Annotated in this window: 22 protein-coding genes; 13 read left to right on the top strand and 9 right to left on the bottom strand. The window is 55.0% G+C overall.

Annotated elements, in window-relative coordinates; translation table 11 throughout:
- Nucleotides 1-26: 26 nt before the first annotated feature.
- On the top strand, nucleotides 27-1,778 hold the full coding sequence (gene ggt, locus P2R09_RS15505; RefSeq protein WP_275771070.1) for a gamma-glutamyltransferase: 1,752 nt from the start codon (nucleotides 27-29) through the stop codon (nucleotides 1,776-1,778).
- A gap of 329 nt (nucleotides 1,779-2,107) precedes the next feature.
- Here the strand turns inward: ggt and P2R09_RS15500 are convergent, their stop codons facing one another.
- Nucleotides 2,108-2,602 (bottom strand): GNAT family N-acetyltransferase, encoded by a 495-nt coding sequence (locus tag P2R09_RS15500; protein WP_275771069.1) that lies wholly within the window; start codon nucleotides 2,600-2,602, stop codon nucleotides 2,108-2,110.
- 499 nt (nucleotides 2,603-3,101) lie between these two features.
- Between P2R09_RS15500 and P2R09_RS15495 the strand changes: the two genes are divergently transcribed.
- Nucleotides 3,102-3,545: a helix-turn-helix transcriptional regulator gene (locus P2R09_RS15495; protein WP_275771068.1), complete on the top strand. Its 444-nt coding sequence runs from the start codon at nucleotides 3,102-3,104 to the stop codon at nucleotides 3,543-3,545.
- Between the two features lie 78 nt (nucleotides 3,546-3,623).
- Here the strand turns inward: P2R09_RS15495 and P2R09_RS15490 are convergent, their stop codons facing one another.
- Together P2R09_RS15490 and P2R09_RS15485 are read right to left on the bottom strand one after the other, a co-directional pair.
- The gene (locus P2R09_RS15490) at nucleotides 3,624-4,991 is read right to left on the bottom strand and encodes an L-serine ammonia-lyase (RefSeq protein ID WP_275771067.1); all 1,368 of its coding nucleotides are present in this window, start codon (nucleotides 4,989-4,991) and stop codon (nucleotides 3,624-3,626) included.
- A 60-nt stretch (nucleotides 4,992-5,051) separates the two neighbouring features.
- The gene (locus P2R09_RS15485) at nucleotides 5,052-6,335 is read right to left on the bottom strand and encodes an HAAAP family serine/threonine permease (protein WP_275771066.1); all 1,284 of its coding nucleotides are present in this window, start codon (nucleotides 6,333-6,335) and stop codon (nucleotides 5,052-5,054) included.
- A gap of 498 nt (nucleotides 6,336-6,833) precedes the next feature.
- On the opposite strand from P2R09_RS15485, the gene P2R09_RS15480 reads away from it, so the two are divergent.
- From P2R09_RS15480 to gntU, 4 genes are all read left to right on the top strand, one after another.
- A complete protein-coding gene (locus P2R09_RS15480; RefSeq protein ID WP_275771065.1) occupies nucleotides 6,834-7,529 on the top strand; it encodes a pirin family protein in 696 nt (231 codons plus the stop codon).
- Nucleotides 7,530-7,631: 102 nt separating this feature from the next.
- On the top strand, nucleotides 7,632-8,627 hold the full coding sequence (gene gntR / locus P2R09_RS15475) for a gluconate operon transcriptional repressor GntR (protein ID WP_275771064.1): 996 nt from the start codon (nucleotides 7,632-7,634) through the stop codon (nucleotides 8,625-8,627).
- Between the two features lie 140 nt (nucleotides 8,628-8,767).
- Complete coding sequence (gene gntK / locus P2R09_RS15470) at nucleotides 8,768-9,304, top strand: gluconokinase (protein ID WP_003853059.1); 537 nt, start codon at nucleotides 8,768-8,770, stop codon at nucleotides 9,302-9,304.
- A 2-nt stretch (nucleotides 9,305-9,306) separates the two neighbouring features.
- A complete protein-coding gene (gene gntU, locus P2R09_RS15465) occupies nucleotides 9,307-10,647 on the top strand; it encodes a gluconate transporter (RefSeq protein ID WP_275771063.1) in 1,341 nt (446 codons plus the stop codon).
- Nucleotides 10,648-10,671: 24 nt separating this feature from the next.
- Here gntU and P2R09_RS15460 read toward each other — a convergent pair whose 3' ends face one another.
- The 3 genes from P2R09_RS15460 to P2R09_RS15450 form a co-directional block, all read right to left on the bottom strand.
- Complete coding sequence (locus P2R09_RS15460) at nucleotides 10,672-10,989, bottom strand: DUF805 domain-containing protein (protein WP_275771062.1); 318 nt, start codon at nucleotides 10,987-10,989, stop codon at nucleotides 10,672-10,674.
- 11 nt (nucleotides 10,990-11,000) lie between these two features.
- Nucleotides 11,001-11,147, bottom strand: coding sequence for a hypothetical protein (locus P2R09_RS15455; RefSeq protein ID WP_275771061.1), 147 nt, complete (start codon nucleotides 11,145-11,147; stop codon nucleotides 11,001-11,003).
- Nucleotides 11,148-11,314: 167 nt separating this feature from the next.
- Complete coding sequence (locus P2R09_RS15450) at nucleotides 11,315-11,908, bottom strand: YhgN family NAAT transporter (protein WP_008926285.1); 594 nt, start codon at nucleotides 11,906-11,908, stop codon at nucleotides 11,315-11,317.
- A gap of 217 nt (nucleotides 11,909-12,125) precedes the next feature.
- On the opposite strand from P2R09_RS15450, the gene asd reads away from it, so the two are divergent.
- From asd to P2R09_RS15415, 7 genes are all read left to right on the top strand, one after another.
- Nucleotides 12,126-13,235, top strand: a complete 1,110-nt coding sequence (gene asd / locus P2R09_RS15445) for an aspartate-semialdehyde dehydrogenase (protein WP_275771055.1) — start codon at nucleotides 12,126-12,128, stop codon at nucleotides 13,233-13,235.
- Between the two features lie 359 nt (nucleotides 13,236-13,594).
- Nucleotides 13,595-15,778, top strand: a complete 2,184-nt coding sequence (gene glgB / locus P2R09_RS15440; protein WP_275771041.1) for a 1,4-alpha-glucan branching enzyme — start codon at nucleotides 13,595-13,597, stop codon at nucleotides 15,776-15,778.
- Complete coding sequence (gene glgX, locus P2R09_RS15435; RefSeq protein ID WP_275771039.1) at nucleotides 15,775-17,757, top strand: glycogen debranching protein GlgX; 1,983 nt, start codon at nucleotides 15,775-15,777, stop codon at nucleotides 17,755-17,757. Before glgB ends, glgX begins: the two co-directional genes overlap by 4 nt.
- Nucleotides 17,758-17,767: 10 nt before the next feature.
- Complete coding sequence (gene glgC, locus P2R09_RS15430; RefSeq protein WP_003853050.1) at nucleotides 17,768-19,060, top strand: glucose-1-phosphate adenylyltransferase; 1,293 nt, start codon at nucleotides 17,768-17,770, stop codon at nucleotides 19,058-19,060.
- A 63-nt stretch (nucleotides 19,061-19,123) separates the two neighbouring features.
- Nucleotides 19,124-20,557, top strand: a complete 1,434-nt coding sequence (gene glgA, locus P2R09_RS15425) for a glycogen synthase GlgA (protein WP_275771037.1) — start codon at nucleotides 19,124-19,126, stop codon at nucleotides 20,555-20,557.
- Nucleotides 20,558-20,576: 19 nt separating this feature from the next.
- A complete protein-coding gene (glgP, locus tag P2R09_RS15420) occupies nucleotides 20,577-23,024 on the top strand; it encodes a glycogen phosphorylase (protein WP_008926283.1) in 2,448 nt (815 codons plus the stop codon).
- Nucleotides 23,025-23,239: 215 nt separating this feature from the next.
- A complete protein-coding gene (locus P2R09_RS15415) occupies nucleotides 23,240-24,175 on the top strand; it encodes a LysR family transcriptional regulator (protein WP_275771034.1) in 936 nt (311 codons plus the stop codon).
- Here P2R09_RS15415 and mdcH read toward each other — a convergent pair.
- From mdcH to P2R09_RS15400, 3 genes are read right to left on the bottom strand one after another with little or no spacing between them, the layout of a single operon-like run.
- Entirely contained in the window at nucleotides 24,156-25,058 is a 903-nt protein-coding gene (gene mdcH / locus P2R09_RS15410) for a malonate decarboxylase subunit epsilon (protein ID WP_275771032.1), read from the bottom strand. The two genes, P2R09_RS15415 and mdcH, sit on opposite strands and share 20 nt — an antisense overlap.
- Nucleotides 25,055-25,672 (bottom strand): malonate decarboxylase holo-ACP synthase, encoded by a 618-nt coding sequence (locus P2R09_RS15405; RefSeq protein ID WP_275771030.1) that lies wholly within the window; start codon nucleotides 25,670-25,672, stop codon nucleotides 25,055-25,057. The genes mdcH and P2R09_RS15405 overlap by 4 nt, the downstream gene beginning before the upstream one ends.
- 1 nt (nucleotide 25,673) lies before the next feature.
- Entirely contained in the window at nucleotides 25,674-26,633 is a 960-nt protein-coding gene (locus tag P2R09_RS15400; RefSeq protein ID WP_275771028.1) for an AEC family transporter, read from the bottom strand.
- Nucleotides 26,634-26,652: the final 19 nt, after the last annotated feature.

Here is a 26,652-nt window from a genome sequence, read left to right as displayed (position 1 = left end):
AAATAACTATACGGGATGGTGGCAGGATGAAAATGCAGCAAACAGTGCGTCAGCTTAGCTGGTCGCTGGTGATGAGTTTCACCGTGGTGGCAGGGGCGAACGCCGCACCCACTCAGGCACCGCCGGTCTCTTACGGCGTGGACAGTGACACCTTTCATCCGGTAAAAGCGCAGCACGGCATGGTGGCGTCGGTGGATGCGATGGCAACCCAGGTCGGCGTGGAGATCCTGCGTCAGGGCGGGAATGCAGTGGATGCCGCGGTCGCTGTGGGCTTTGCGCTGGCCGTGACCCATCCGCAGGCAGGCAATCTGGGCGGCGGTGGCTTTATGCTGCTGCGCACCGCATCAGGACGCGCGACGGCTATTGATTTCCGTGAAATGGCACCGGGCCACGCGTCGCGCGATATGTTCCTGGATAAGCAGGGCAACGCCGACAGTAAGCTGTCGCTGACATCACATCTTGCCTCCGGTACGCCGGGCACGGTGGCCGGACTGGCGCTGGCTGCGCAGAAATATGGCACCCTGCCGCTGAGCACTCTGCTGGCGCCGGCGATCAAACTGGCGCGTGAGGGTATTCCGGTCAATGACGCGCTGGCGGATGACCTGAAAACCTACGGCAAAGAGGTCCTGATTACCCATCCCAACAGCAAAGCGATCTTCTATAAACCGGATGGCACGCCATGGCAGAAGGGTGACCGGCTGGTGCAGAAGAACCTGGCGCACAGTCTGCAATTGATTGCCCGTCAGGGACCGGATGCCTTTTACAAAGGTGAAATTGCAGATGAGATTGCCGGAGAGATGGCGCAACACGGCGGCCTGATCAACAAAGCTGATCTGGCAGCCTATCGCGCGGTCGAGCGTAAGCCCGTCAGCGGGACATACCGTGGCTATGAAGTCTTCTCAATGCCGCCTCCCTCATCCGGTGGTATCCATATCGTGCAGATTCTGAATATCCTGGAGAACTTCGATCTGGCGAAGATGGGCTTTGGCAGTGCAGACGCCATGCAGGTGATGGCTGAAGCGGAAAAATATGCCTACGCGGACCGCTCGGAATATCTCGGCGATCCCGATTTCGTGAAGGTGCCGTGGCAGGCGCTGACCAGTAAAGCCTATGCTAAAAGCCTGGCGCAGCAGATCGATGTGGCGAAGGCGCGGCCTTCCAGCGAGATCAAGCCCGGCAAGCTCGAACCTTATGAAAGCAATCAGACGACCCATTTCTCGGTGGTCGACAAGCAGGGAAATGCGGTTGCGGTGACTTACACGCTGAACACCTATTTCGGCAGCGGAATTGTGGCGGGCAAAAGCGGCATCCTGATGAATAACGAGATGGATGACTTCTCTGCCAAGCCAGGCACGCCAAATGTCTACGGACTGGTGGGCGGTGAGGCGAATGCGGTGCAACCGGCGAAGCGTCCGTTGTCATCGATGTCACCGACCATCGTCGCCAAAGGCGGCAAAACCTGGCTGGTCACCGGCAGTCCTGGCGGCAGCCGCATTATCACTACGGTGTTGCAGATGGTGGTAAATAGTATCGATTTCGGGATGAATGTGGCGGAAGCCACTAATGCGCCGCGCTTCCATCATCAGTGGCTGCCGGACCAGTTACGGGTGGAGAAGGGCTTCAGTCCTGATACGCTGCGTTTGCTGGAAGCCAAAGGTCAGCATGTGAAGGTGCTGCCATCGATGGGCAGTACGCAGAGCATCATGATCGGGCCGGATGGCATGCTGTATGGCGCGTCTGATCCGCGCAGCATTGATGATTTGAGTGCGGGTTATTAATTTCCAGGACTGCTGACAAACCTAAACCCAGGTGAATCTGACAGCAATAAATAAGCTTAATGTGCAGGGAACTGGGTCAGAAGAGGAAAGCGTCCCGCGGCATGGACAAAAACGCCGGGAGCGTTTTTGAACAACGCAGAGCGTTGGCCCGGCTACGGGCGCACCTCAGGGATGAGGTGCGTAATCGCGCGGGCCGAGCGTGTCATGGATGACAGCTTTTGCGTCTTTCCGATCTGACCCTGTTTCCTGCGCAGGCGCTAACTGACAGCGAATCCTGGCAGGTTTATCAGCATAAAGGGCACCTTCGGTGCCCTTTATGCTTACAATCGTCAGGCTTTAACCCGCGCCATATAATGCGCGTCGATCAGTTCACCGTGTCGCATAGCGAAGCCTTTAGCCGTTCCCTCAATCTCAAAACCGAAACGCTGATAAAGGGCGATGGCCGGGCCATTATCGACAAACACCGTCAGCTCCATCCGGCTCACCTGCAGCCAGTTGTCGCACAACGAGACCATCTCACGCATTAGCGCCGTGCCGACGCCGCGCTGCCGGTAGCGATCATCCACGCCCATCCCCAGGGAGGCAGCGTGACGGCGTCTTGCTCGCTCTTCTACGTGCAGCGCACACTGACCAACAACCTCTTCGTCGATACAGGCGACCAGCAGATGCGCATTGGGCTGTGGCGTAGCAAGACGGGTATGCCACATCTGCAGGGATGCATGAGGCAGATGCAATGTGCTGGCCTGGGTATCTGGCTGACCATAAATCCTGTGCAGCGCAGCGGCATCTTCTGGCGTAACGTGGCGGATAACGATGTCACTCATGTGCTCTCCTTTTGCCGATAAAAACCCTTTAAACATCAAGGTATTCACCACAATAATCAAGCGAAAAAATGTGAAAACAGCTTTACAGATACGAATGATAATGATTATTATTGTCATGCGTTCACGGGCAGTCATCGACAGTCTGAGAAAGCACGACATTGCTCACATTGCTTCCAGTATTATTTAGCCAGCTTATCCGCTGGCTTTTTTTTGCCTGCCACTCACTGACTGGCAGAGAGGGGCGGTAAGCTCATTCCTCATTTGGTTTTAAGCCGATAATATGAGCCTGACCGACAGCGGAACAGGTTTCCCTTTTCGCCCCTTTTCAGACATAGCCATAATTCAATAAAAATAAAGACTGAAGGTTATATTCCATCGCTTAGGTTGTTAATAATTAACTTACTTTGATGCAGGTGCTGTTATTTTAAAATTATCTTCTTTATTTGCCGGCGGGTTTACTCAATAATTTATACTGTATATCCCGCAATGAGGTATTGTTATGCGTTTTAATACTCTTTCCGATGGCGCAATAATTGCTGAGTTGTGCTGCAGAATTAAAGAAACCCGCATGCAGCTTGGGATCTCTCAGATTGAACTGGCTGAACGTGCACGCGTTGGTACGGCCACCATTAAACGGGCAGAGTTAGGTGAGTCCGTTACGCTGAGCACCTTAATAGGAATATTACGGGGTCTTGGACGGTTGCATCAGCTGGAGTCCATTTTGTCCGATTCTCATATGCGAACCTTTAATGCGCAGTTTACCGACTCGCCACCTGCACGTATTCGCATCCGAAAAAAACAGCGCAGCCAGTCACCGGTGGCGAATAATAGTGAAGCTGTTCCTGAACAGTCTGCCAGCGCAACGATAAATGAGTGGTACACCTCCTCTGAAATGCGGAGTATGGTCTGGTCCAGTCTGCCCCGCGAAAACGAATCAAAATAATCCTGCTCAAAGCCCATCTTCAGCAAAACCGGAGCAATGAAGAAACCGCCAGCCTCACAGCCAGCGGTTTTCAGATCGTTACGATTCACATATCGCCACTTTGATCGCCAGACCGCCGCGGGCGGTTTCACGGTATTTGGCGTTCATGTCTTTGCCGGTTTCAAACATGGTTTCGATAATCTTATCCAGTGACACTTTGGGATCGCTGGTGCGGTACATCGCCATACTGGTTGAGTTAATGGCTTTGACGGCAGCAATCGCATTCCGCTCGATACAGGGCACCTGGACCTGACCCGCAACGGGATCGCAGGTCAGACCAAGATTATGCTCCATGCCAATTTCAGCCGCGATGCAGACTTTCTCCGCATCGGCCCCCAGCAGTTCAGCCAGACCCGCCGCCGCCATGGAACAGGCCACGCCGACCTCTCCCTGACAGCCGACTTCAGCGCCAGAAATCGACGCATTCATCTTATAAAGAATGCCGATTGCGCCTGCTGTGAGGAAATAGCGCATATAGAGTTCAGGCGTTACTGGCTTGATGAAGCGATCATAATAAGCCAGTACCGCCGGGATAATCCCGCATGCACCATTGGTGGGTGCGGTGACCACACGTCCTCCAGCGGCATTCTCTTCGCTCACTGCCATCGCGAACATATTCACCCAATCCATGGCACTCAGGGGATTGATGGACTGGCTCTGTGGCGCCAGGATGCGATGCAGGGAAGAAGCCCGCCGTGGCACCTTCAGCGGGCCGGGTAAGATGCCCTCAGTGCTGATGCCACGTGTTATCGCATTGCGCATGGTTTGCCACAGTTGTGCCATGTTCTCTTCAACCTCACTGCGACCATGGCGTGCTATCTCGTTCTTCATCATGACGGCCGAAACCGAAAGGTTATTACTATGGCAATGTGCCAGCAGGTTACGGGCGGAATAGAAGGGGAAGGGAATATCAATTTCGCTATCCAGGCTTTTACCAAAATCGTCTTCGGTGACAATAAACCCGCCTCCGACAGAATAATAGGTCTGGGTGTATACGCTTTTTCCATCACAAAAGGCGGTTATGCTCATGCCATTTTCATGTAACGGCAAAAACTCGCTGTGAAAGCGTATGCACTCTGCCACCGGGAAGGCAATCTCCCGGCACCCTTCTTCGATACGTAACTGTTGCTGCGTATTCACGTCGCGAATGATGGCGGGGATCTGATCGATATTTACCGTGTCAGGCAGATAACCACTCAGGCCGAGAATAATCGCAATATCTGTATGGTGACCTTTTCCCGTCAGGGAAAGAGAGCCATAAATATCCACGACCAGCCGGCTCACGCTATCCAGCAGGCCTTTTTCCTTTAGCGTATCAACAAAATGTTTACCCGCTTTCATGGGGCCCACCGTATGCGAACTGGATGGCCCGATGCTGATTTTAAAAATATCGAAAACGCTAATCATGATTCACCCATGCGGATTGCAATATGAAAGAGGCGCTGATCAGTATGGCAAGCGACGGCATCAGTTAAGTAATGAAAAGGCGATGGCGGAGATAGCAATCAGGCCAATGATGACGACGAAAAGATTGCTCAAATGACCGCTATATTTACGCATCGCCGGGACTTTATTAATGGCGTACATCGGCATCAGGAACAGGATCATGGCGATAACCGGTCCGCCCAGGGTTTCAATCATGCCGAGAATGCTGGGGTTTAGGGTGGCGACAATCCAGGTGGTGATCAGCATAAAAAGGGCGGTGATGCGGTTCAGTTTATTGATTTCTATCGACTTGCCTTTGCTGCGAAGCGATTTGATCACCATGCCATTGAAACCTTCACGCGCCCCCAGATAGTGGCCGAGAAACGATTTGGTGATGGCGATAATTGCGATGATGGGGGCCATCCAGGCAATTAACGGCGCGTTAAAATGGTTAGCGAGGTAGGAAAGGATAGAAATGTTCTGCGCCTTTGCCTCCGCCAGGTGTTCCGGAGAGAGACTCAGCACACAACTGAAAACGAAAAACATGACGGTGAGCACCATCATGATATGAGCACAGGCCAGAATGCGTGAACATTTTGACGCCGCCTGATCGCCGTACTCCTGACGCTTGGCTACTGCAAATGATGAAATAATGGGAGAATGATTAAAGGAGAAGACCATGACGGGAATGGCCAGCCATAGTGTGAGCCATAATCCGCTACCGGTCGTTTCAGAACCCCTCATCGAGAGCGTATCCAGAATAGCGCCGTTCCATTGTGGAATCAGATACAGCGCGAGCAGCATCAGTGCGGCCACGAACGGGAACACCAGAATACTCATCGCCTTCACGATAGCTTTTTCGCCGAAGCGTACGATAGCCATCATGCCGACAATAAGAATGAAAGCCAGTACCGCACGCGGCGGCGATATCAGTTGAAGCTGGTGGGTGAGAAAACTGTCGACGGTGTTGGTAATCGCAACGCTATACACCAGCAGGATAGGGTAAATAGCAAAAAAGTAGAGCAGAGTGATGAGTTTTCCCGCGCCGATACCAAAATGTTCTTCCACCACTTCAGTAATATTTTCCCCCGGATTCTTGCCGGAAAGAACAAAACGGGTGAGCCCGCAATGGGCAAAGAATGTCATCGGAAAAGCCAGCACAGCCATAATGATTAACGGCAGCAAACCGCCAGTGCCTGCATTTATCGGCAAAAACAAAACGCCAGCACCAATTGCAGTTCCATATAATCCCAGCATCCAGACGGTATCACTTCTTCTCCAGCATGGCGTTTCATCTGATATCAGCGTATTTTGAACGGCATCCATAATCGGGTTCCTGATAATAATTTAAAATAAAATGAATCGGAGGGTGTTTAAAACGAAAGGTTTTTATTTGTCGGCTATTTTAGTAGGATTTATGAAGGCGGGTTATTTACGGCGATCACATTCTTTAATTTACGGCTAAAGTTTTAAGGCATCAAAAGTAATACCTTATTGATTCTATTTTTTAAGGTATCATTTTTAATGCGTTAATCACGTTGTGTGTGTCAGATTCAGAGGGTAAATTAGCCTGAGCTGATGAAGCGGAAAATAAAGTAACCGCTGATTATCCGGCTTTCATTATTTTACAGGTTTATCAGATTAACCTTTATTTCAGGCTTTCCCTTGATACCTTTTATTCCTGCATCACCTCCTTTTCCTTCGATCTGTTTCAGTGAGAAGCCCGATTTTGTTCAACGAATTTGAACAGAGAAGTGAAGTTTTTCAGCTATCAATCATACCGCCTCAGGAACACACTATAAAAAATATTGAGGAGAATTGAACATGATCTATGTACGCAAAGCTGAAGAACGCGGTCACGCAAACCATGGCTGGCTGGATAGCTGGCATACCTTCTCTTTCGCCAGCTATCACGATGCGAACTTCATGGGTTTCTCCGCGCTGCGGGTCATCAATGAAGATGTGATCGAGGGTGGTCAGGGGTTTGGCACCCATCCTCATAAAGATATGGAAATTCTGACCTACGTGCTTTCCGGTACCGTTGAGCATCAGGACAGCATGGGTAACAAAGAGCAGATTCCGGCAGGGGAGTTCCAGATCATGAGCGCCGGCACGGGTGTACGTCACTCTGAGTACAACGCCAGTGAAAGCGAGCCATTGCACCTTTATCAGATCTGGATCATTCCTGAGCGTACCGGCATTGAGCCACGCTACGATCAGCGCCGCTTCCCGGATGTTACAGGGCGTCAGCTGGTGTTAAGCCCGGATGCCCGTGAAGGGTCGCTGAAAGTTTATCAGGACATGACCTTATCGCGCTGGGTACTGGCTGCTGGTGAGCAGGACAATGTCGCCGTTGAGGCAGGACGTCGTATCTGGATTCAGGTGGTCAAAGGCAATGTGACTGTTAACGGTAACGCGGTGACAACCAGTGACGCCCTGGCGATCTGGGACGAAAGCGCGCTGACGATTGAAGCCAGCACGGCTGCAGAAGTCCTGCTGTTTGATCTGCCACCGGTCTAAGCAGATTACGGGCGCGCATCATCGCGCCCGGTTGGCAATTTTGTGACAGAAAAGTGATAGACTCATCGTACTTTAGCTTTCAGAGCGATCCCAGGCGCTACGATGAAGAAGAAAAGACCGGTATTACAGGACGTTGCCGATCGCGTCGGCATTACTAAAATGACCGTCAGCCGTTACCTGCGTAATCCTGAGCAGGTCTCTGTTGCCCTGCGGGACAAGATTGCAGTGGCACTGGATGAGCTGGGTTATATCCCCAATCGCGCCCCCGATATGCTTTCTAACGCCACCAGTCGCGCCATTGGCGTGCTGCTGCCGTCACTCACCAACCAGGTTTTCGCCGACGTGTTGCGCGGCATTGAAGCCGTCACCGACGAAGCGAACTATCAGACGCTGGTCGCCCACTTTGGTTACAACCCGCAAAAAGAGGAGCTGCAACTGCGCTCGCTGCTGGGCTGGAACATCGATGGCGTGATTCTCACCGAACGCACCCATACGCCAGGTACACTGCGCATGCTGGAAGTGGCCGGTATTCCGGTGATAGAGATGATGGACAGCGTCACACCCTGCCTGGATATGGCCGTCGGCTTTGATAACGTTGAAGCAGCCCGGCAGATGACGCGGACTATCGTGAGTAAAGGCCATCGTCACACTGTCTACCTCGGCGCACGCCTTGATGAACGTACGTTGCAGAAGCAGCAGGGTTATGAAATCGCCATGCGCGAAGCGGGGCTGACGCCGCGCAGCGTGATGATGGAAGAGGCTTCTTCATTCAGCGCCGGTGGCGATCTGCTGCGTGAGGCGCAGCGTCTTTATCCGGAAACGGATAGCCTGTTCTGTACCAATGACGATCTGGCAGTCGGGGCGATGTTTGAGTGCCAGCGGCAGGGATTACAGGTGCCCTCGCAGATGGCCATTGCCGGTTTCCACGGCCATGACATCAGCCAGGTGGTGACGCCACAACTGGCGACCGTGCTCACGCCACGTGACCGCATGGGGCGTGAAGCGGCGACGCTGCTACTGGCGCGCATTGCCGGTGAAAGCAGCGATAATCGGCTGCTGGATGTCGGTTTTGAAATCAGTGAAGGTGGCAGCATATGATTGTGGCGTTTTTATGAGTCAGCTCACACTTTCGTGCTTTTCCTGGTAAAAAGGTTGCCAGGCTGTTAACCGGCCAGGAGAATGAGAAACGACATTGTTATCGGTAACATTGGCAAATTCTCACCTGCCGGAGCAGAAAAATGACAACGCAATCCCCGTCACATCACGTCTTCATCCTGATGGGCGTTTCAGGCAGCGGAAAGTCTGCCGTCGCCAACCAGGTTTCTCACCAGCTCAACACGGCCTTTCTTGACGGTGATTTTCTCCACCCGCGCGCCAACATCCTGAAAATGGCCGATGGTCATCCACTGGATGACAGCGATCGTCAGCCTTGGTTACAGGCGCTGAACGATGCCGCGTTTGCCATGCAGCGCACCCAGGCGATCTCTATCATTGTCTGTTCAGCCCTCAAGAAAAGTTATCGCGACATTCTGCGTCAGGGAAATGACAACCTGCGTTTTGTTTACCTGAAAGGTGATTTCGACACTATCGAAGCCCGTCTGAAAGCGCGTAAAGGCCACTTCTTCAAGCCGCAGATGCTGGTAACTCAGTTTGCCACGCTGGAAGAGCCAGGCAGCGATGAGTCGGATGTACTGGTGGTGGATATCGCGCATTCACTGGACGATGTGGTGGCAGCTACGGTTGCAACTATCCAGGACGCTATCAGCCAGGGTTAGAGATGAATACCGCAACACTCGTTTTGACCGCAGCAGGCTCAGTCCTGCTGCTGCTTTTTCTGGTGATGAAGGCGCGCATGCACGCTTTTGTCGCGCTGATGTTAGTCTCCATTGGTGCCGGACTTTTCTCCGGCATGCCACTCAACAAAATCGCGGAAACCATGCAGAAGGGGATGGGCGGCACGCTCGGCTTCCTTGCCATTGTGGTTGCGCTGGGCGCGATGTTCGGCAAAATCCTGCATGAAACCGGCGCCGTCGATCAGATTGCCATCCGGATGCTGAAAACCTTTGGTCAGAGTCGTGCCCATTATGCGATGGGCATTGCCGGTCTGATCTGCGCGCTGCCGCTCTTCTTTGAAGTTGCCGTGGTGCTGCTGATCAGCATCGCGTTTGCGGTGGCGCGGCGTACCGGCGGCAATCTGGTGAAACTGGTGATCCCGCTGTTTGCGGGCGTTGCGGCGTCGGCGGCCTTCCTGCTGCCCGGACCGGCCCCGATGCTGCTGGCCTCGCAGATGCACGCGGACTTTGGCTGGATGATCCTGCTGGGTCTGTGTGCGGCGATTCCCGGCATGCTGATTGCCGGGCCACTGTTTGGCAACTTTATCGGCAACCACGTCACGTTCAGTGCGCCGCCGGAAGATCATCAGCCGGATGTTGATGAGAGCAAGCTGCCGTCATTTGGTTTCAGCCTCTCACTGATCCTCTTCCCGCTGGTGCTGGTTGGCCTGAAAACCATCGGCGCACGCTTCACAACCGAAGGCACCACGCTGTATGAGTGGCTGGAATTTATCGGCCATCCTTTCACTGCGATACTGCTGGCGCTGCTGGTGGCGATTTATGGCCTGGCTTACCGTCAGGGTATGAATAAAGAGCGGGTGATGCAGGTGTGTGGCAGCGCGCTGCAACCGGCCGGGATTATCCTGCTGGTGATTGGCGCGGGCGGTGTGTTTAAGCAGGTTCTGGTGGATTCTGGCGTCGGTCCGGAGCTGGGCAATGCGCTGACCGGCGCAGGACTGCCGATTGCGCTGGCCTGCTTTATCCTGTCGGGCGCGGTGCGGGTTATTCAGGGGTCGGCGACGGTTGCCTGTCTGACCACCGTCGGGCTGATCATGCCGGTGATTGAACCGCTGCACTACAGCGGTGCTCAGCTGGCAGCGCTGTCGATCTGCATCGGCGGTGGCTCAATCATTATCAGCCATGTGAACGATGCCGGTTTCTGGCTGTTTGGCCGCTTCACCGGGGCCAGCGAAGCGGAAACGCTGAAGACCTGGACGCTGATGGAGACCATTCTTGGCACTGTTGGCGCGGTAGTCGGGATGATTGCTTTCGAACTGCTTTCCTGACCAACCTGACGGGCTATCTGCCCGTCAGTTTTTTTCCCGCGAGCGGGGGAAGAGTAAAAAAGGAAACAGCAGATAAGGCGCCACTACCAAAAGGACAATGACGCCGGATGAATAGCCAGCGTCATTTATTCTTCTCACCCCGCAGGAAAAAACAGGCAAAATAAACAGCAGCAGCGCGACTAAGCCAATTTCATGCAGTGGCCCGGTAAACCATTGCAGATAACTGCAGAACCAGGCCAGCTGGAACAGCAGGAAAATAAAATAGCTCGTCCTGCCTTCACGCCCTTGATAGTTAAAGGTGCGCAAAAAACAGCTTTTGATGATCTGCAGCAGACTGTTCATGCCCATTTTCTTCATATCTGAGCAAAAAGAACCAGCGTGATGGCGGCGGCAGATAAGTAAACCCAGGCAAAGTCAGTAACGTCAACCTGCATCAGCTGCGCGTCATTCAGCGCCGCTTTCTGGCCCGGGAAGGATAGTACGGTCAGGCCCAACCTCATTGCATTTCCCCCGCGTTTTCAGACGCTGCATCTAATTTTCGATACTGCCTGTCATGGATATCTCTTTTTTGCGGCATTATATAAATATTACTATTCATTTCAATGCTGTAACGTTGTGATAAGGCGGCTACCTGCTCGCCTGCCAGGGTAAAAGGGCACAGGTGCGCTTACAACTTCAGATAAGCCCTAATCCCATCCAGGAACATCTGGGTGGCCAGCATAATCAGTATCAATCCCATCAGCCGCTCCAGCGCATTCACGCCTTTATCACCCAGCAGACGCAGGAACAGACCTGACATCAGCAGAATGCCAACCGTTACGCCCCAGGCAATCAACAGCGCGCCCACCAGATGCGTCATCTGATGCGGATACTGATGCGACAGCAGCATCAGCGTTGCCAGCAGCGATGGCCCGGCGACCAGCGGAATGGCCAGCGGTACCAGGAATGGCTCTTCACCCGCCGGTAAGCCTGAACTGCTGCTTTCCGCCGACGGAAAAATCATCTTGATGGCGATCAGAAACAGAATGATCCCGCCAGAAATCGATACCGTTTCGGTGCGCAGATTTAAAAATGCCAGAATGCGTTCGCCGGTAAACAGGAACAGCAGCATGATGATCAGGGCTATCAGCATTTCACGGATTAGTACAACCCGCCGTCTTTTCGGCTCCAGATGCTTTAAAACCGACATAAAAATCGGCAGATTGCCCAGCGGATCCATAATTAACAACAATAATATTGTCGCCGAAATCATTTCAGTCATCGGTTTTACGCCATGTTGTTCGCGAAAAAGCAGAGTTATTAGTTACGCTGCTGAAAAATTTAGCGTAATCGAATTAATTCACTTGCTACCCGGCCTGCATTTTGTAGAGTGAGGGGACACAGGTAAATCTTATTATTACGCAGAGCGGCGTGAAAATAGCACGCCGCTCTCTCCTCTGAAATGAAAAGCAGGTGTAACTGCCTTAGACGGACACGACATGAAGAATGTAGGTTTTGTTGGTTGGCGCGGCATGGTCGGCTCAGTGCTGATGTCCCGCATGAGTGAAGAGCGTGATTTTGATGCAATCAATCCGGTCTTCTTCTCGACGTCGCAGCATGGTCAGGCGGCACCCGCGTTTGCGGGCAAACAGCAGGGCACACTGCAGGATGCGTTTGATATTGAGGCGCTGCGCGCGCTTGATATCATTATTACCTGCCAGGGTGGCGACTACACCAGTGACGTCTATCCTAAGTTGCGCGCCAGCGGCTGGCAGGGATACTGGATTGACGCGGCCTCCACGCTGCGCATGAAAGAGGATGCCATCATCATCCTCGATCCGGTCAACCATGCTGTCATTCGCCAGGGCATCGACCGTGGCATCAAAACCTTTGTCGGCGGTAACTGTACCGTCAGCCTGATGCTGATGTCGCTGGGCGGTTTGTTTGCTCAGGATCTGGTTGAGTGGGCCTCAGTTGCCACCTATCAGGCAGCCTCGGGTGGCGGTGCGCGCCACATGCGCGAACTGCTGACCCAGATGGGCATGCTGCACGATCACGTTGCGCCTGCATTGCAGAACCCGGCTTCCGCCATCCTCGACATTGAGCGAAGCGTTACTGACTTCACCCGCTCCGGCACGTTACCGACCGACAACTTCGGCGTACCGCTGGCGGGCAGCCTGATTCCGTGGATTGATAAGCAGCTGGACAACGGCCAGAGCCGCGAAGAGTGGAAAGGCCAGGCAGAGACCAACAAAATCCTCGCTACCTCTAAAGTCATTCCGGTTGATGGCTTGTGCGTGCGTGTCGGTGCGCTGCGCTGTCACAGCCAGGCCTTTACGCTGAAACTGAAACGCGATCTGCCGCTGGCGGAAATCGAACAGCTGCTGGCCTCTCACAATGAGTGGGTCAAGGTGGTGCCAAATGACCGTGAGCTGACGATGCGTGAACTGACGCCTGCCGCTGTCACCGGCACGCTCACCACACCCGTTGGCCGGTTACGTAAACTCAATATGGGGCCGGAATATCTCTCGGCCTTCACAGTGGGCGACCAGTTATTATGGGGCGCAGCCGAACCGCTACGTCGCATGCTGCGGTTGTTAATCAGCTAAACAGAAATATCATCAAAGGCCGGATTTACCCGGCCTTTTTTGTTTTTGTCGTATGCAAAACAACCTGCCGTTTCGCTTACTCAGTGATCAGCTTCCATTTTTTGCCAGCCGTTAAAGAATATTTTGCTTAAGTCCATGGCAACTGCCGTGACCAAGCTATGATTTAACCATGATGTGCCACAGGTAACCCTTGTGCTTTCCGGATTAAATGGTTGTGGTACGCGACAAAAACACTTTTCCCATGGAATGGCCTGACTGCTTTGTCGTTGTACGTATGGCTCAATGAAGAGCAGCGCAGGTGAAGCGCGACAGGCTATGTTGCGTTCATTTCGGCTGCCAATTATCACAGGAAGAAAGTCATGTCAGAGCTTCCCGATCGCGATGCGATCAATGCCCTGTTTGCGGGTAATTATGCCGACCCTTTTTCGTTACTAGGGATGCACCGAACTCAGCAAGGCCTTGAGGTCAGGGCATTGCTCCCCGAAGCGCTTGAAGTGTGGGTCATTGAAACCTCCACCGGGCGTAAACTGGCTCAGCTGGTGTGTGAAGATGCACGCGGCTTCTTCAGTGGCGTCATTCCACGCCGTAAAAACCCATTCCGTTATCAGCTGGCGGTCAACTGGCATGGTCAGCAAAACCTCGTCGATGATGCCTATCGTTTCGGGCCTCTGCTGCAGGAGATGGATCTGTGGCTGCTGGCGGAAGGGACGCACCTGCGCCCTTATGAGACGCTGGGCGCGCACGGCGACGTGATTGATGGCGTCTTCGGCACCCGCTTCTGCGTCTGGGCACCCAATGCCCGTCGCGTTTCCGTGGTTGGCGATTTCAACTTCTGGGATGGCCGCCGTCATCCGATGCGTCTGCGTCAGGAGTTAGGTATCTGGGAGCTGTTTGTGCCAGGTGCAGTTAATGGCCAGCTCTACAAATATGAAATTATCGATGCCAATGGTGAGCTGCGCATCAAAGCGGACCCGTACGCCTTTGAGGCACAGATGCGTCCGCAGACGGCGTCGATGATTTGTGGTCTGCCGGAGCCGGTTGAGATGAAAGAGGAGCGCAAGGCCGCCAACGCTTTCGACGCGCCTATCTCCATCTATGAAGTCCACCTGGGTTCCTGGCGTCGTCACACCGACAACAACTTCTGGCTGAGCTACAAAGAGCTGGCTGAACAGCTGGTGCCTTATGTCAAAGAGATGGGCTTTACCCATATCGAACTGCTGCCCGTTAACGAACATCCGTTTGACGGCAGCTGGGGCTATCAGCCGCTGGGCATGTATGCGCCGACCCGCCGTTTTGGTACGCGTGACGAGTTTCGCGCCTTCATTGACGCTGCCCATGAAGCGGGCCTCAACGTGCTGCTCGACTGGGTGCCAGGCCATTTCCCCAGCGATGATTTCGGTCTGGCGAAGTACGACGGAACAGAGCTCTATGAGCACAGCGATCCGCGTGAAGGCTTCCACCAGGACTGGAACACCCTGATCTACAACTTTGGCCGCCGCGAAGTGAGCAACTACCTGTCGGGTAATGCGCTCTACTGGACGGAGCGCTTTGGCATCGATGGCCTGCGTGTGGATGCGGTTGCGTCGATGATCTACCGCGACTACAGCCGCAGTGAAGGGGAGTGGGTGCCAAATCAGTACGGTGGCCGTGAGAACCTGGAAGCGATTGAGTTCCTGCGCTATACCAACCGCACGCTCGGCACGGTGGCATCCGGGTCGGTGACGATGGCTGAAGAGTCTACAGACTATCCTGGCGTGACGCGTCCCACCGAAGGTGGCGGGCTGGGCTTCTGGTTCAAATGGAATCTGGGCTGGATGCACGACACCCTCGACTACATGAAAGTCGATCCCATTTACCGCAAGCATCATCACAATTTGATGAGCTTCGGCATGATGTACAACTACACTGAAAACTTTGTGCTGCCGCTATCGCATGATGAAGTGGTGCACGGTAAACGCTCGATTCTGGATCGTATGCCGGGCGATGCCTGGCAGAAGTTCGCCAACCTGCGTGCCTACTACGGCTGGATGTGGGCCTTCCCGGGCAAAAAATTGCTGTTTATGGGCAATGAATTTGCCCAGGGCCGTGAGTGGAACCATGACGTCAGTCTCGACTGGCATTTGCTGGAAGGGGAGGATAACTGGCACAACGGCGTTCAGCGTCTGGTGCGTGATCTCAACCATACCTATCAATACTACACGCCGCTGCATCAGCTCGACTTCGAACCGGCAGGCTTTGAGTGGTTAGTGGTAGACGACGCAGAGCACTCCGTCTTCGCCTTTGTGCGCCGCGATCGTGAAGGCAACGAAGTGATCGTGGTCAGTAACTTCACACCGGTGCCGCGCCCGGGTTATCGCTTTGGCGTTAACCAGCCGGGCTACTGGCGCGAGGTGCTGAATACCGACCAGCATGATTATCACGGCAGTGACGTGCGAAATCAGCGGGTACATACCGATGAGCAGGAGAGCCACGGACGACCGCAGTCGCTGAGTCTCAATCTGCCGCCGCTGTCAACAGTATGGCTGGTGCGGGAGGCTGAATGACCATCACTGCCGGCGATCCCGAACCGCTGGGTGCCAGTTACGATGGCAAAGGCGTTAACTTCACCCTGTTCTCACAGCATGCAGAGCGCGTAGAGCTCTGCCTGTTTGATGAACAGGACGCGGAACAGCGTCTTGACCTGCCTGGCCGCAGTGGGGATATCTGGCACGGTTATGTTCCGGCGTTAAAACCGGGACAGCGCTACGGCTACCGGGTGCATGGCCCCTGGGCGCCGCAGCAGGGACACCGTTTTAATCCGGCGAAGTTGCTGGTTGACCCCTGCGCCCGCGCCGTAGAAGGCGATGTGCCTGATGATCCGCTGTTTCATGGCGGTGAAGCGCAGCCCGATCCGCATGATAACGCGGCGATTGCGCCGAAGTCCCGGGTCGTCGCGGAGGATTTTGACTGGCAGGGCGATGTTGCACCACGTATCCCGTGGGGTAACACAGTGATTTATGAAGCCCACGTGCGCGGCCTGACGCAGCAGCATCCGGAAATTCCGGAAACGTTACGCGGGACTTACGCGGCGCTGGGTCATCCTGTTATGGTGAATTACCTGCGCGATCTGGGGATTACCACTCTTGAGCTGCTGCCGGTTGCCCATTTCGCCAGTGAACCGCGACTGCTGCAGCTTGGCCTGAGTAACTACTGGGGCTACAACCCCTTTGCACTTTGGGCGGTGGATCCCCGATACGCCTCCGGTCAGCCGGGCGTAACGCCGCTTCAGGAGTTCCAGCAGGCGGTTAAAAACCTGCATGCTGCGGGTATCGAAGTGGTGCTGGATGTGGTGTTTAACCACACAGCCGAACTGGATGTGATTGGCCCGACGATTTCAATGCGCGGCATCGATAACGCCAGCTACTACTGGCTGGATGAGCAGGGTGAGTATCAGAACTGGACCGGCTGCGGCAACACACTCAATATCCACCATCCGCAGGTAATGACATGGGCCCTGGAGGCGCTGCGCTACTGGGTGCGGGTCTGCCACGTCGACGGCTTCCGCTTTGACCTTGCGCCGGTGCTGGGCCGCACGCCCGATTACCAGCGTGATGCGCCCTTTTTTGACGCGATACGCGCCTGTCCGCTGCTCTCTCAGGTCAAGCTGATTGCTGAACCCTGGGATATCGGCCCTGACGGCTATCAGGTTGGCCGCTTTCCGCCACCGTTTGCCGAATGGAACGATAAGTTTCGCGACACCGCGCGTCAATACTGGCTCCATGGCGGCTTAAGCAATGGCGAGTTCGTTCGCCGCTTTGCCGCCTCCAGCGATCTCTATCAGCACGACGACCGGCCGCCACACGCCACGGTTAATCTTATCACCGCCCACGACGGCTTTACGCTGTGGGATGTGGTGAGCTTTGAACGTAAACACAATGAGGCGAACGGGGAAGATAACCGCGATGGCCATGGTGATAACTACAGTCACAACCACGGCAAAGAGGGGCTGAACGTCAGCTTTGACGTCATTGAACGCCGTCGCCGCAGCGTACGGGCACTGCTGACGACGCTGCTGCTGTCACAGGGCACGCCGATGCTGCTGGCAGGTGACGAGCGTGGCCATACCCAGCGCGGTAATAACAACGCTTACTGTCAGGACAACGCGCTGAGCTGGCTTGACTGGCAGGCGGATGAGAAAGGATTAGTCGGATTCACCGCAGCACTGATTGCTCTGCGCCAGCGCATTCCGGCGCTGACCGCAGATCGCTGGTGGCAGGACGGTGACGGCAATGTGCAGTGGCTCAATGCCGGTGGCCAGCCACTGCAACACGATGAATGGGCACAGGGAATGCACAGATTGCAGATCCTGCTGTCCGGCCGCTGGTTAATAACAATAAACGCCACGGATACGGTGAATGACATCGTGTTACCAGACGGAGAATGGCGTGCCCTTCCTCCTTTCGCCGGGGACGACAACCCCATCCTGTTAACTGTCTGGCATGGTCCCGCACACGGTGTGTGCGTGTTCCAAAAGCAATCATAAGGAGTCAGACATGGTTAAGTTAGATAGAACAGATCACCTGATGCTGGCCCGCCAGCTCCCTACACAGACGGTTGCTCTGATCCTCGCCGGCGGACGCGGCACGCGACTGGTCGATTTAACGGCTAAGCGTGCCAAACCTGCGGTGCATTTCGGCGGCAAGTTCCGCATTATCGACTTTGCCCTCTCCAACTGCGTTAACTCCGGTATCCGACGGATTGGCGTGATTACGCAGTATCAGTCCCATACCCTGACTCAGCATATCCAGCGTGGCTGGTCCATCTTCAATGAAGAGATGAATGAGTTTGTCGATTTGCTGCCAGCGCAGCAGCGCTTTTCGACCGAACAGTGGTATCGCGGTACGGCCGATGCCGTGACGCAAAACCTTGATGTGATTCGCCGCTATCAGGCGCAGTACATCGTGATCCTTGCCGGGGACCACATTTATAAGATGGATTATTCACGCATGCTGCTGGATCACGTGGTCAACGAGGCGAAATGTACCATTGCCTGTTTGCCCGTGCCGGTACATGAAGCCACGGCGTTTGGTGTGATGGCGGTGAACGAAGAGAACATGGTGATCGACTTCGTGGAGAAACCTGCGAAGCCGCCTACCATGCCAGGTGATGACACGCAGGCGCTGGCCAGCATGGGGATCTACGTTTTTAACGCGGACTATCTCTATGCGCTGCTGGAGGAAGATCTGCAGACGCCAGGCTCTAACCATGACTTTGGCAAAGATATTCTGCCGAAAATTGTGGCAAGCGGCGAAGGCTATGCACACTCTTTCGCGCTCTCCTGCGTTCAGAACGACGACAACGCGCCACCTTACTGGCGCGATGTCGGAACGCTGGAAGCCTACTGGCGCGCCAATCTCGACCTGGCATCGGTGATGCCGGAACTCGATATGTATGACGTCACCTGGCCGATTCGTACCCACATGGAGCCGCTGCCGCCAGCCAAATTTGTTCAGGATCGTTCCGGCAGTCACGGGATGACCATGAACTCACTGGTTTCAGGCGGCTGCATCATCTCCGGTTCGGTGGTGGTCAACTCGGTGCTGTTCCCACGGGTACGCGTTAACTCGTTTTGCAATATTGACTCAACTGTACTGCTGCCTGATGTGGTGGTTGGCCGATCGTGTCGTCTGCGTCGCTGCGTGATTGATCGCGCCTGCGAACTGCCGGAAGGCATGGTGATTGGCGAAAACCCTGATGAAGACAGTCGCCGGTTTCATCGTTCGGATGAAGGGATCGTACTGGTAACCCGCGCCATGCTGGCCAGACTGGCCAAAGCGGGGCTGTAAGCGATAAGCGGAACTTACGCAATCGGCACGCGGAGCGTGCCGGATAACTTAATGAGGTCGAGGATGCAGGTTTTACATGTCTGTTCAGAACTTTTTCCGCTGCTGAAAACGGGCGGACTGGCTGATGTAGTCGGGGCATTACCTCAGGCGCAAATTGCGGGCGGTACGGATACGCGGGTGCTGTTGCCTGCTTTTCCCGCATTGCGCAAAGGCATACCTGATCTCCAGGTAGTGACGGAGCGAGAGACATTTGCTGGTCATATACGTCTGTTATTTGGTGAATTTAACGGTGTGGGCATCTACTTAATTGATGCGCCCGGCCTCTACGATCGTCCTGGTAGTCCTTATCATGATGAGTCGCAGTTTGCGTATGTCGACAACTATCTGCGCTTTGCGCTGCTGGGCTGGGTTGGCTGCGAACTGGCGTGTGGCATGGATTCCATGTGGCGTCCCGATATCGTGCATGCGCATGACTGGCATGCAGGCCTGACCTGCGCCTATCTGGAAGCGCGAGGACGTCCGGCTAAATCGGTGTTCACGGTGCACAATCTGGCGTATCAGGGATTGTTCATGGCGCATCATATGGAAGAGATTGGCCTGCCATGGTCTTTCTTTAACATGCATGGGCTGGAGTTCTTCGGTCAGATCTCTTTCCTGAAAGCGGGCCTTTTTTACGCCGACCATATCACGGCGGTCAGTCCGACTTACGCCCATGAAATTACCTCTGCTGAATATGCTTACGGCATGGAAACCCTGCTGGCGCAGCGGATGCGGGAAGGTCGTCTTAGCGGGATTCTCAATGGCGTTGATCCCTCTATCTGGGATCCGGCGCACGACCTGCTGCTGAGCGCGCGCTATAACCGCGACACGCTGGAAGCGAAAGCAGAAAATAAACGTCAGCTGCAGGTTGCGATGGGACTGAAAGTGGATGATAAAGCGCCGGTGTTCTGCGTGATCAGCCGCCTGACTAAACAGAAAGGTCTGGACCTGGTTTTAGAGGCGCTGCCTGGTTTGCTGGCGCAGGGCGGACAGCTGGTGCTGCTGGGTCAGGGCGATGCCGAACTGCAACAGGGATTCCTGGCGGCGGCGGCGGAACATCCCGGAAGTGTAGGCGTGCAGATTGGCTATCACGAAGCATTTTCACACCGCATTGTGGGTGGCGCGGACGTCATTGTGGTGCCGAGTCGCTTTGAGCCCTGCGGTCTGACACAACTTTATGGCCTGAAGTATGGTACGTTGCCGTTAGTGCGACGTACGGGTGGACTGGCCGATACCGTTAATGACAGCTCGTTAGAGAATCTGGCCGACGGTATCGCCAGTGGGTTCAGTTTCGAAGATGCCAATGCCTGGTCGCTGTTACGGGCCATCCGACGTGCGTTCGTATTGTGGTCCCGTCCTTCGTTATGGCGCTATGTTCAGCGCCAGGCGATGGCAATGGACTTTAGCTGGCAGGTGGCAGCAACAGCCTACCGTGATCTCTACCAACGTTTGATGTAACGGATTGGGAAAACTGGATATGAATGCACCTTTCACTTACGCCTCACCAACGTTGACGGTTGATGCCTTAAAGCATTCGATTGCCTACAAACTGATGTTTACCATCGGCAAAGATCCCTCTATCGCCAACAAGCACGAGTGGCTTAACGCCTCGCTGCTGGCGGTGCGCGACCGGATGGTGGAGCGCTGGCTGCGTTCCAGCCGTGCCCAGCTCTCTCAGGATGTTCGCCAGGTTTATTACCTGTCGATGGAGTTCCTGATGGGCCGCACGCTGGGGAATGCGCTGCTGGCGATGGGGATTTATGACGATCTCAACCAGGCGCTGGATGAGATGGGGCTGGATCTGGCCGAGCTGATGGAAGAGGAGAACGATCCGGGACTGGGCAACGGCGGTCTCGGTCGCCTGGCGGCCTGTTTCCTGGATTCGCTGGCGACGCTGGGCATGCCGGGCCGTGGCTACGGCATCCGCTATGACTACGGCATGTTCAAACAGAACATCGTGGAAGGTGAGCAGAAAGAGTCTCCGGATTACTGGCTTGAGTATGGTAATCCGTGGGAATTCCAGCGTTTCAATACCCGTTACAAAGTGCGTTTCGGCGGTCGCGTGCAGCATGAAGGCACGAAAGTGCGCTGGCTGGAGACCGAAGAGATTCTGGCGATGGCTTATGACCAGATTATCCCGGGCTTCGACACCGACGCCACTAACACCTTACGACTGTGGGGTGCGCAGGCCAGCAACGAAATCAACCTCGGTAAGTTTAACCAGGGTGATTATTTCGCGGCAGTGGAAGATAAAAACCACTCTGAGAACGTGTCGCGCGTACTCTATCCGGATGACTCCACCTATTCCGGCCGTGAACTGCGTCTGCGTCAGGAATATTTCCTGGTCTCCGCCACGGTGCAGGACATCCTGAATCGTCACTGGCGGATGCATCAGACCTGGGACAACCTGGCGGACAAAATCGCCATTCACCTCAACGATACCCATCCGGTATTGGCGATCCCTGAACTGATGCGCCTGCTGATCGACGACCATAAGTTCAGCTGGGACAGCGCTTTTGACGTTTGCTGTCAGGTCTTCTCCTATACCAACCATACGCTGATGACCGAAGCGCTGGAGACCTGGCCGGTTGATATGATCGGTAAGATCCTGCCGCGTCACCTCAGCATTATTTTCGAGATTAACGACTTCTTCCTCAAGACCATTCAGGATCACTATCCGGATGACCTGGATCTGCTGTCGCGCATTTCGATCATTGATGAGAACGACGGCCGCCGGATTCGCATGGGCTGGCTGGCGGTTGTGGTCAGTCACAAAGTGAACGGCGTGTCTGAGCTGCACTCTAATTTAATGGTGCAGTCTCTGTTTGCCGATTTCTCTCGCCTGTTTCCAGGGCGTTTCTGTAACAAAACCAACGGCGTGACGCCACGTCGCTGGCTGGCGCTGGCCAACCCGGCACTTTCAGAGGTGCTGGATGAGGAGATTGGTCGCAACTGGCGCACCGATCTCAGTCAGCTGAGTGAACTGAAAGCGCAGATCGACTATCCGGCGTTTATTGAAAAAGTCGCGGTCGCCAAGCATCAGAATAAGCGCCGCCTGGCTGACTGGGTCGCGAAGAATCTGGACGTGGTGCTCGACCCGAACGCGCTATTCGATGTGCAGATCAAGCGTATTCACGAGTACAAACGCCAGTTACTCAATGTGCTGCATGTGATCACCCGCTACAACCGAATCAAGGCCGATCCGCAGGCGAACTGGGTGCCGCGCGTGAATATCTTTGCCGGTAAAGCGGCATCAGCGTATTACGTTGCCAAGCATATTATTCACCTGATCAACGATGTCGCGAATGTGATCAACAATGATCCGCAGGTGAAGAACAAGCTTAAGGTCGTTTTCATCCCGAACTACAGCGTGAGTCTGGCGCAGATCATCATTCCGGCGGCCGATCTTTCTGAACAGATCTCCACCGCAGGCACTGAAGCCTCCGGCACCAGTAACATGAAGTTTGCGCTGAATGGGGCGCTGACTATCGGTACGCTGGATGGGGCTAACGTTGAGATGCTGGATCACGTTGGTGAAGAGAACATCTTTATCTTCGGGAATACCACGCCACAGGTCGAAGCGCTGCGTAAGAACGGCTATAACCCGCGTGACTATTACGAAGGCGATGAGGAACTGCACCAGGTGCTGACCCAGATTGCTTCAGGTCTGTTTAGTCCGCAGGATCCGGGCCGCTATCGCAATCTGTTCGATTCACTGGTTAACTTCGGCGATCACTATCAGTTACTGGCGGATTATCGTAGCTACGTGGATACCCAGGATAAGGTGGATGCGCTCTACCGTAAACCGGATGAGTGGCAGCGCCGCGCGGCGAAAAACATCGCCGGAATGGGCTACTTCTCGTCGGACCGTACTATTCAAGAGTACGCTGACGAGATCTGGAATATCTCGCCGGTAAGGTTGTAAGGCTCCTTCAGTAAATTTTGTTTTCTCTGCGGCCGAGGGATCGGCCGCACTCTCCCTCTTTCTGCTTCTCTCCCACGCCACACACCTCTAAAAAATTCAGCCGCTTATCGACTCTGGGCCTGTAAATGCCCGTTGTGCGAGCGTGATCATTACACCCTGGTGAAGAATCGTTACTATGCGGACATGCAAAATGACCCTACAGGCAACCACAGCCAATGAGTGACAACATTAACCAGGAAATTACCTTCCGTAAGCTCAGCGTCTTTATGATGTTTATGAGCAAAGGCAATATCGCCCGCACGGCGGAAGCGCTGGAACTGAGCAGCGTCAGCGTGCATCGCGCCCTGCACACGCTGGAAGAGGGCATCGACTGCCCGCTGTTTATCCATAAAGGCCGCAACCTGGTGCCGCTGCCGGCTGCCTGGACGCTGCTGGACTATTGTCGCGATGTGACCACGCTGATGGGCAAAGGCATTGAAGAGGCGCGCAAAGTGGCGGGTATCGGCGGGGGTCGCCTGCGGCTTGGCACACTCTACTCGCTGACGCTTGAAACCATTCCCCGCCTGATCATGGGCATGAAGCTGCGTCGGCCAGCACTGGAGCTCGATCTGACTATGGGGTCGAATCAGATGCTGCTCAATATGCTGGAAGATGACGCGCTGGATGCGATTCTGATCGCCACCGATGAGGGCGAACTCAGTGATGCGCAATTTGAAGTGATTCCGCTGTTCACAGACAGCATCTTTCTGGCCATGCCGGCTGGAGAATCGCAGAGCGAAACCGGACCGGTGGATCTGCGTGATTATGCTGACCGTGATTTTGTCTCACTGGCAGAGGGATTCGCCACTTATGCCGGTTCACAGGAGGCATTTCAGATTGCCGGATTTGAACCGCGCATGGTTACTCAGGTAAATGACATCTTCTCGATGATAAGCCTGGTGCAGGCGGGTGTCGGTCTGGCGCTGATTCCGGGACGAATGAAGAAGGTGTATGAAAACAACATCCAGCTGCTGAGGCTGGCTGAGCCTTACCAGATGCGTCAGCAGATCTCGATTGTCTACTCACATCACCGCGAACGTGACAATGACCTGCTGGCCCTGGCGGCAGAAGGGCGAATGTACGCCCGCAGCCTTACTGATGTAACCGTTTAACGAGATGCAGTGCCACCTCCACGCTGTTACGTTCCAGACAAATCGCTTCGCCCTGCCAGTTCGCCTGACGCGTCAGACCGGTCAGCACACTGCCAGGCGGCATCTCAATGGCCAGTCGGGCGTCACGCTGATTCGCTGCGACCATCGCATCATTCCACTGCACCGTGCGCGCCATATTAAAGGCAAGATCGTCGGCAATTTTCTCCGGCTCCCAAATCACCCGCGCGGTTGAGCCGCTGAGGTAGGCGCAATCGGGGCGGGAGAGGGTGACGGACGCAAAGGCGCGAGCCAGTTCGGCGGCGGGTTTATCCAGCAGCGCGCAGTGCGACGGCACGCTCACCGCGAGCTTAATCGCTTTACTGGCTCCCGCATCCAGCGCCCTCTGCGCGACCACTGCCATATCCTCGTCACGGCCAGCAATCACAATCTGCGTTTCCGCATTGAGGTTCGCGATGTAGGTGTTGCTGCCGGGCAGCAGTTTCTCCAGCTGGCTCAGCGTTAAGCCGGTGATCGCGGTCAGGCCATATCCCTGCGGATACGCCTGCTCCATCAGATCGCCGCGCAGCGCAACCAGCCGCAGGGCGTCGCTGAAATCCAGCGCGCCGGAAATCACCGCCGCAGGAAACGCGCCAATCGATAAACCGCTGACGATATCGGGTTTCACCCCACGGCGGATCAGTTCGCGCGCCCAGGCAACACCTGAAATCAGCAGACAGAGCTGCACGCCGCGGGTGTGGCGCAGTGCATCGGCACTGTCGAGCCGGTCAGCTTCTTCGCCCAGCACCGCACGCACGCGGCTTTTCAGCGCATCGCCCTCAGGCAGATGTTGCAGCATCCCGGCACGCTGGGTGCCCTGGCCGGGGAAGGTAAAGAGTATTTTCATGGATTCTCCCTGCTCCAGGGTGAAGCGGTCAGTATCGGTCCGGTGTCGGTTTTTAACAGCACGCGCTCCTCGCGTAGCCACTCGTTCAGAGCAAAGGCGCCAGACGGCGTTTCCACCTGCGTATCCACCCGGCAGCTCAGCGCGTCGGTCGCTGTCTGCCAGCGTTGCAGCGCATCGCGTGGCAGCGGCTGGGGCGCGCGGATGATGACATCCAGATCGCTGGCGGCGTGCAACACAGGGCATTGCGTTGCCAGCGCATAACCGGTGCTGCCGGTAATGCCCCAGCGCCACGGCCAGGCGGTCTCGCTGAGCGAAATCGCCGCGCTGACAGGCGTATAAGCCGTAAAGGGCGAATCCAGCAGCCGTGTGCGTTCAGCCAGCCATTCTGGCGTCACCACGCGGATAATAGTGTCTGACGTGATCCAGCCAGCGGCGCGTTGCTCGCGTCGCTCACCGCGCACGCCAATCGGGATCAAACCGGATTCATGGCGATCGCGCCGCACCACCACCGGCATGTCGGGATGCCAGAACGGGCTGACCCAGCTCTCCTGAATCGTGGCTAAGGCACTGCTGTGTCGCAGCCAGAGCAAATCGTGGGGACGCGGCGCACGCATATTACATTCCTGATGTCAGCGTAATGAACAACGGTAAAGATAAAATACACAGAATTGAGCTTAGCAGCAGCACGGCCTCAGCATCGGGTGACTGCACGCCAAAGCGGTTGCCGAACACCACGCCAAAGAAACCCGCTGACAGCGCAATCATCAGAATAGCGGTGATTGCCACTGACCCGTGAAGTCCCAGCGCCAGCACCAGACCCCAGGCGATCAAGGGCTGAATCAGCAGTTTGGCAACCGTCCCGACGCCGACGATGGCGTTGAGTTTCAACTGACGTGCGGAGAGGATCACGCCGGTCAGGAACAGCGCAGCGGCGGTGGCTGCCAGGCCCAGCGGCTTAATCGCTGAGATAACCAGCTCCGGCATTCTGAAGCCCAGCGCTGACAACACGACACCCAGCAGCGGACCAAGAACGATCGGTTTTTTGAGCGAGCGCCACATCAGCACCGGCAGCATGGTCAATGTCGAACCCACATTCTCACCGGCAATGCGCGCTTTTTCCCGTTCCAGAATCAGCAGGCAGAAGGGTGTCATCAGCACCGAGCCGCAGGCAATCGAAACCGCAACAGAAAGTGAGGTTGATGAACCTTCTCCCAGTACGCTGCCCAGAATCGGCAGCCCCAGCGCGGCGTAATTGGGCAGGGCGACAGTCAGCGTTAATACCGCAGCATCCTGAGGCGACTTTTTAAACAGGCGAGTCGCCAGGAAATAGAGCGCCACATAGGTTATCCACATTGCCCCGGTTAAGACCACAATCAACGGCGACTGCGCCACGATACCCGACCAGGGTGTCTGAACGGTAGCACTGAACAGCGCAGCGGGCAGCGCAAAATCCATCACGAAAATATTGAGCAGGGAGACATCTCTGTTATTGACCATTCCGGCCTTACCGGCCCAGAAACCTAACAGCATAATGATAAAAATTGGAGCAAGGGCATGAACAATTATGTAAATCATAAATCACCTGTAATTAAGA

It is taken from the genome of Pantoea sp. Cr_R13, assembly GCF_029222565.1.
GTDB classification, from domain to species: domain Bacteria; phylum Pseudomonadota; class Gammaproteobacteria; order Enterobacterales; family Enterobacteriaceae; genus Pantoea; species Pantoea eucalypti.
The sequence above is the reverse complement of the archived record's forward strand: the minus strand, read 5'-3'. Positions and strand labels throughout refer to the sequence as shown.

What these genes read in the sequence shown, in the direction of transcription:
- glgB (WP_275771041.1), top strand. Translation starts at nt 13,595, where the DNA reads ATGTCAGAGCTTCCCGATCGCGATGCGATCAATGCCCTGTTTGCGGGT.
- mdcH (WP_275771032.1), bottom strand. Translation starts at nt 25,058, where the DNA reads ATGAAAATACTCTTTACCTTCCCCGGCCAGGGCACCCAGCGTGCCGGG.
- P2R09_RS15455 (WP_275771061.1), bottom strand. Translation starts at nt 11,147, where the DNA reads ATGAGGTTGGGCCTGACCGTACTATCCTTCCCGGGCCAGAAAGCGGCG.
- P2R09_RS15405 (WP_275771030.1), bottom strand. Translation starts at nt 25,672, where the DNA reads ATGCGTGCGCCGCGTCCCCACGATTTGCTCTGGCTGCGACACAGCAGT.
- glgP (WP_008926283.1), top strand. Translation starts at nt 20,577, where the DNA reads ATGAATGCACCTTTCACTTACGCCTCACCAACGTTGACGGTTGATGCC.
- glgX (WP_275771039.1), top strand. Translation starts at nt 15,775, where the DNA reads ATGACCATCACTGCCGGCGATCCCGAACCGCTGGGTGCCAGTTACGAT.
- P2R09_RS15485 (WP_275771066.1), bottom strand. Translation starts at nt 6,335, where the DNA reads ATGGATGCCGTTCAAAATACGCTGATATCAGATGAAACGCCATGCTGG.
- gntU (WP_275771063.1), top strand. Translation starts at nt 9,307, where the DNA reads ATGAATACCGCAACACTCGTTTTGACCGCAGCAGGCTCAGTCCTGCTG.
- asd (WP_275771055.1), top strand. Translation starts at nt 12,126, where the DNA reads ATGAAGAATGTAGGTTTTGTTGGTTGGCGCGGCATGGTCGGCTCAGTG.
- P2R09_RS15450 (WP_008926285.1), bottom strand. Translation starts at nt 11,908, where the DNA reads ATGACTGAAATGATTTCGGCGACAATATTATTGTTGTTAATTATGGAT.
- P2R09_RS15415 (WP_275771034.1), top strand. Translation starts at nt 23,240, where the DNA reads ATGAGTGACAACATTAACCAGGAAATTACCTTCCGTAAGCTCAGCGTC.
- glgC (WP_003853050.1), top strand. Translation starts at nt 17,768, where the DNA reads ATGGTTAAGTTAGATAGAACAGATCACCTGATGCTGGCCCGCCAGCTC.
- P2R09_RS15460 (WP_275771062.1), bottom strand. Translation starts at nt 10,989, where the DNA reads ATGAACAGTCTGCTGCAGATCATCAAAAGCTGTTTTTTGCGCACCTTT.
- glgA (WP_275771037.1), top strand. Translation starts at nt 19,124, where the DNA reads ATGCAGGTTTTACATGTCTGTTCAGAACTTTTTCCGCTGCTGAAAACG.
- P2R09_RS15495 (WP_275771068.1), top strand. Translation starts at nt 3,102, where the DNA reads ATGCGTTTTAATACTCTTTCCGATGGCGCAATAATTGCTGAGTTGTGC.
- ggt (WP_275771070.1), top strand. Translation starts at nt 27, where the DNA reads ATGAAAATGCAGCAAACAGTGCGTCAGCTTAGCTGGTCGCTGGTGATG.
- gntR (WP_275771064.1), top strand. Translation starts at nt 7,632, where the DNA reads ATGAAGAAGAAAAGACCGGTATTACAGGACGTTGCCGATCGCGTCGGC.
- P2R09_RS15490 (WP_275771067.1), bottom strand. Translation starts at nt 4,991, where the DNA reads ATGATTAGCGTTTTCGATATTTTTAAAATCAGCATCGGGCCATCCAGT.
- gntK (WP_003853059.1), top strand. Translation starts at nt 8,768, where the DNA reads ATGACAACGCAATCCCCGTCACATCACGTCTTCATCCTGATGGGCGTT.
- P2R09_RS15500 (WP_275771069.1), bottom strand. Translation starts at nt 2,602, where the DNA reads ATGAGTGACATCGTTATCCGCCACGTTACGCCAGAAGATGCCGCTGCG.
- P2R09_RS15480 (WP_275771065.1), top strand. Translation starts at nt 6,834, where the DNA reads ATGATCTATGTACGCAAAGCTGAAGAACGCGGTCACGCAAACCATGGC.
- P2R09_RS15400 (WP_275771028.1), bottom strand. Translation starts at nt 26,633, where the DNA reads ATGATTTACATAATTGTTCATGCCCTTGCTCCAATTTTTATCATTATG.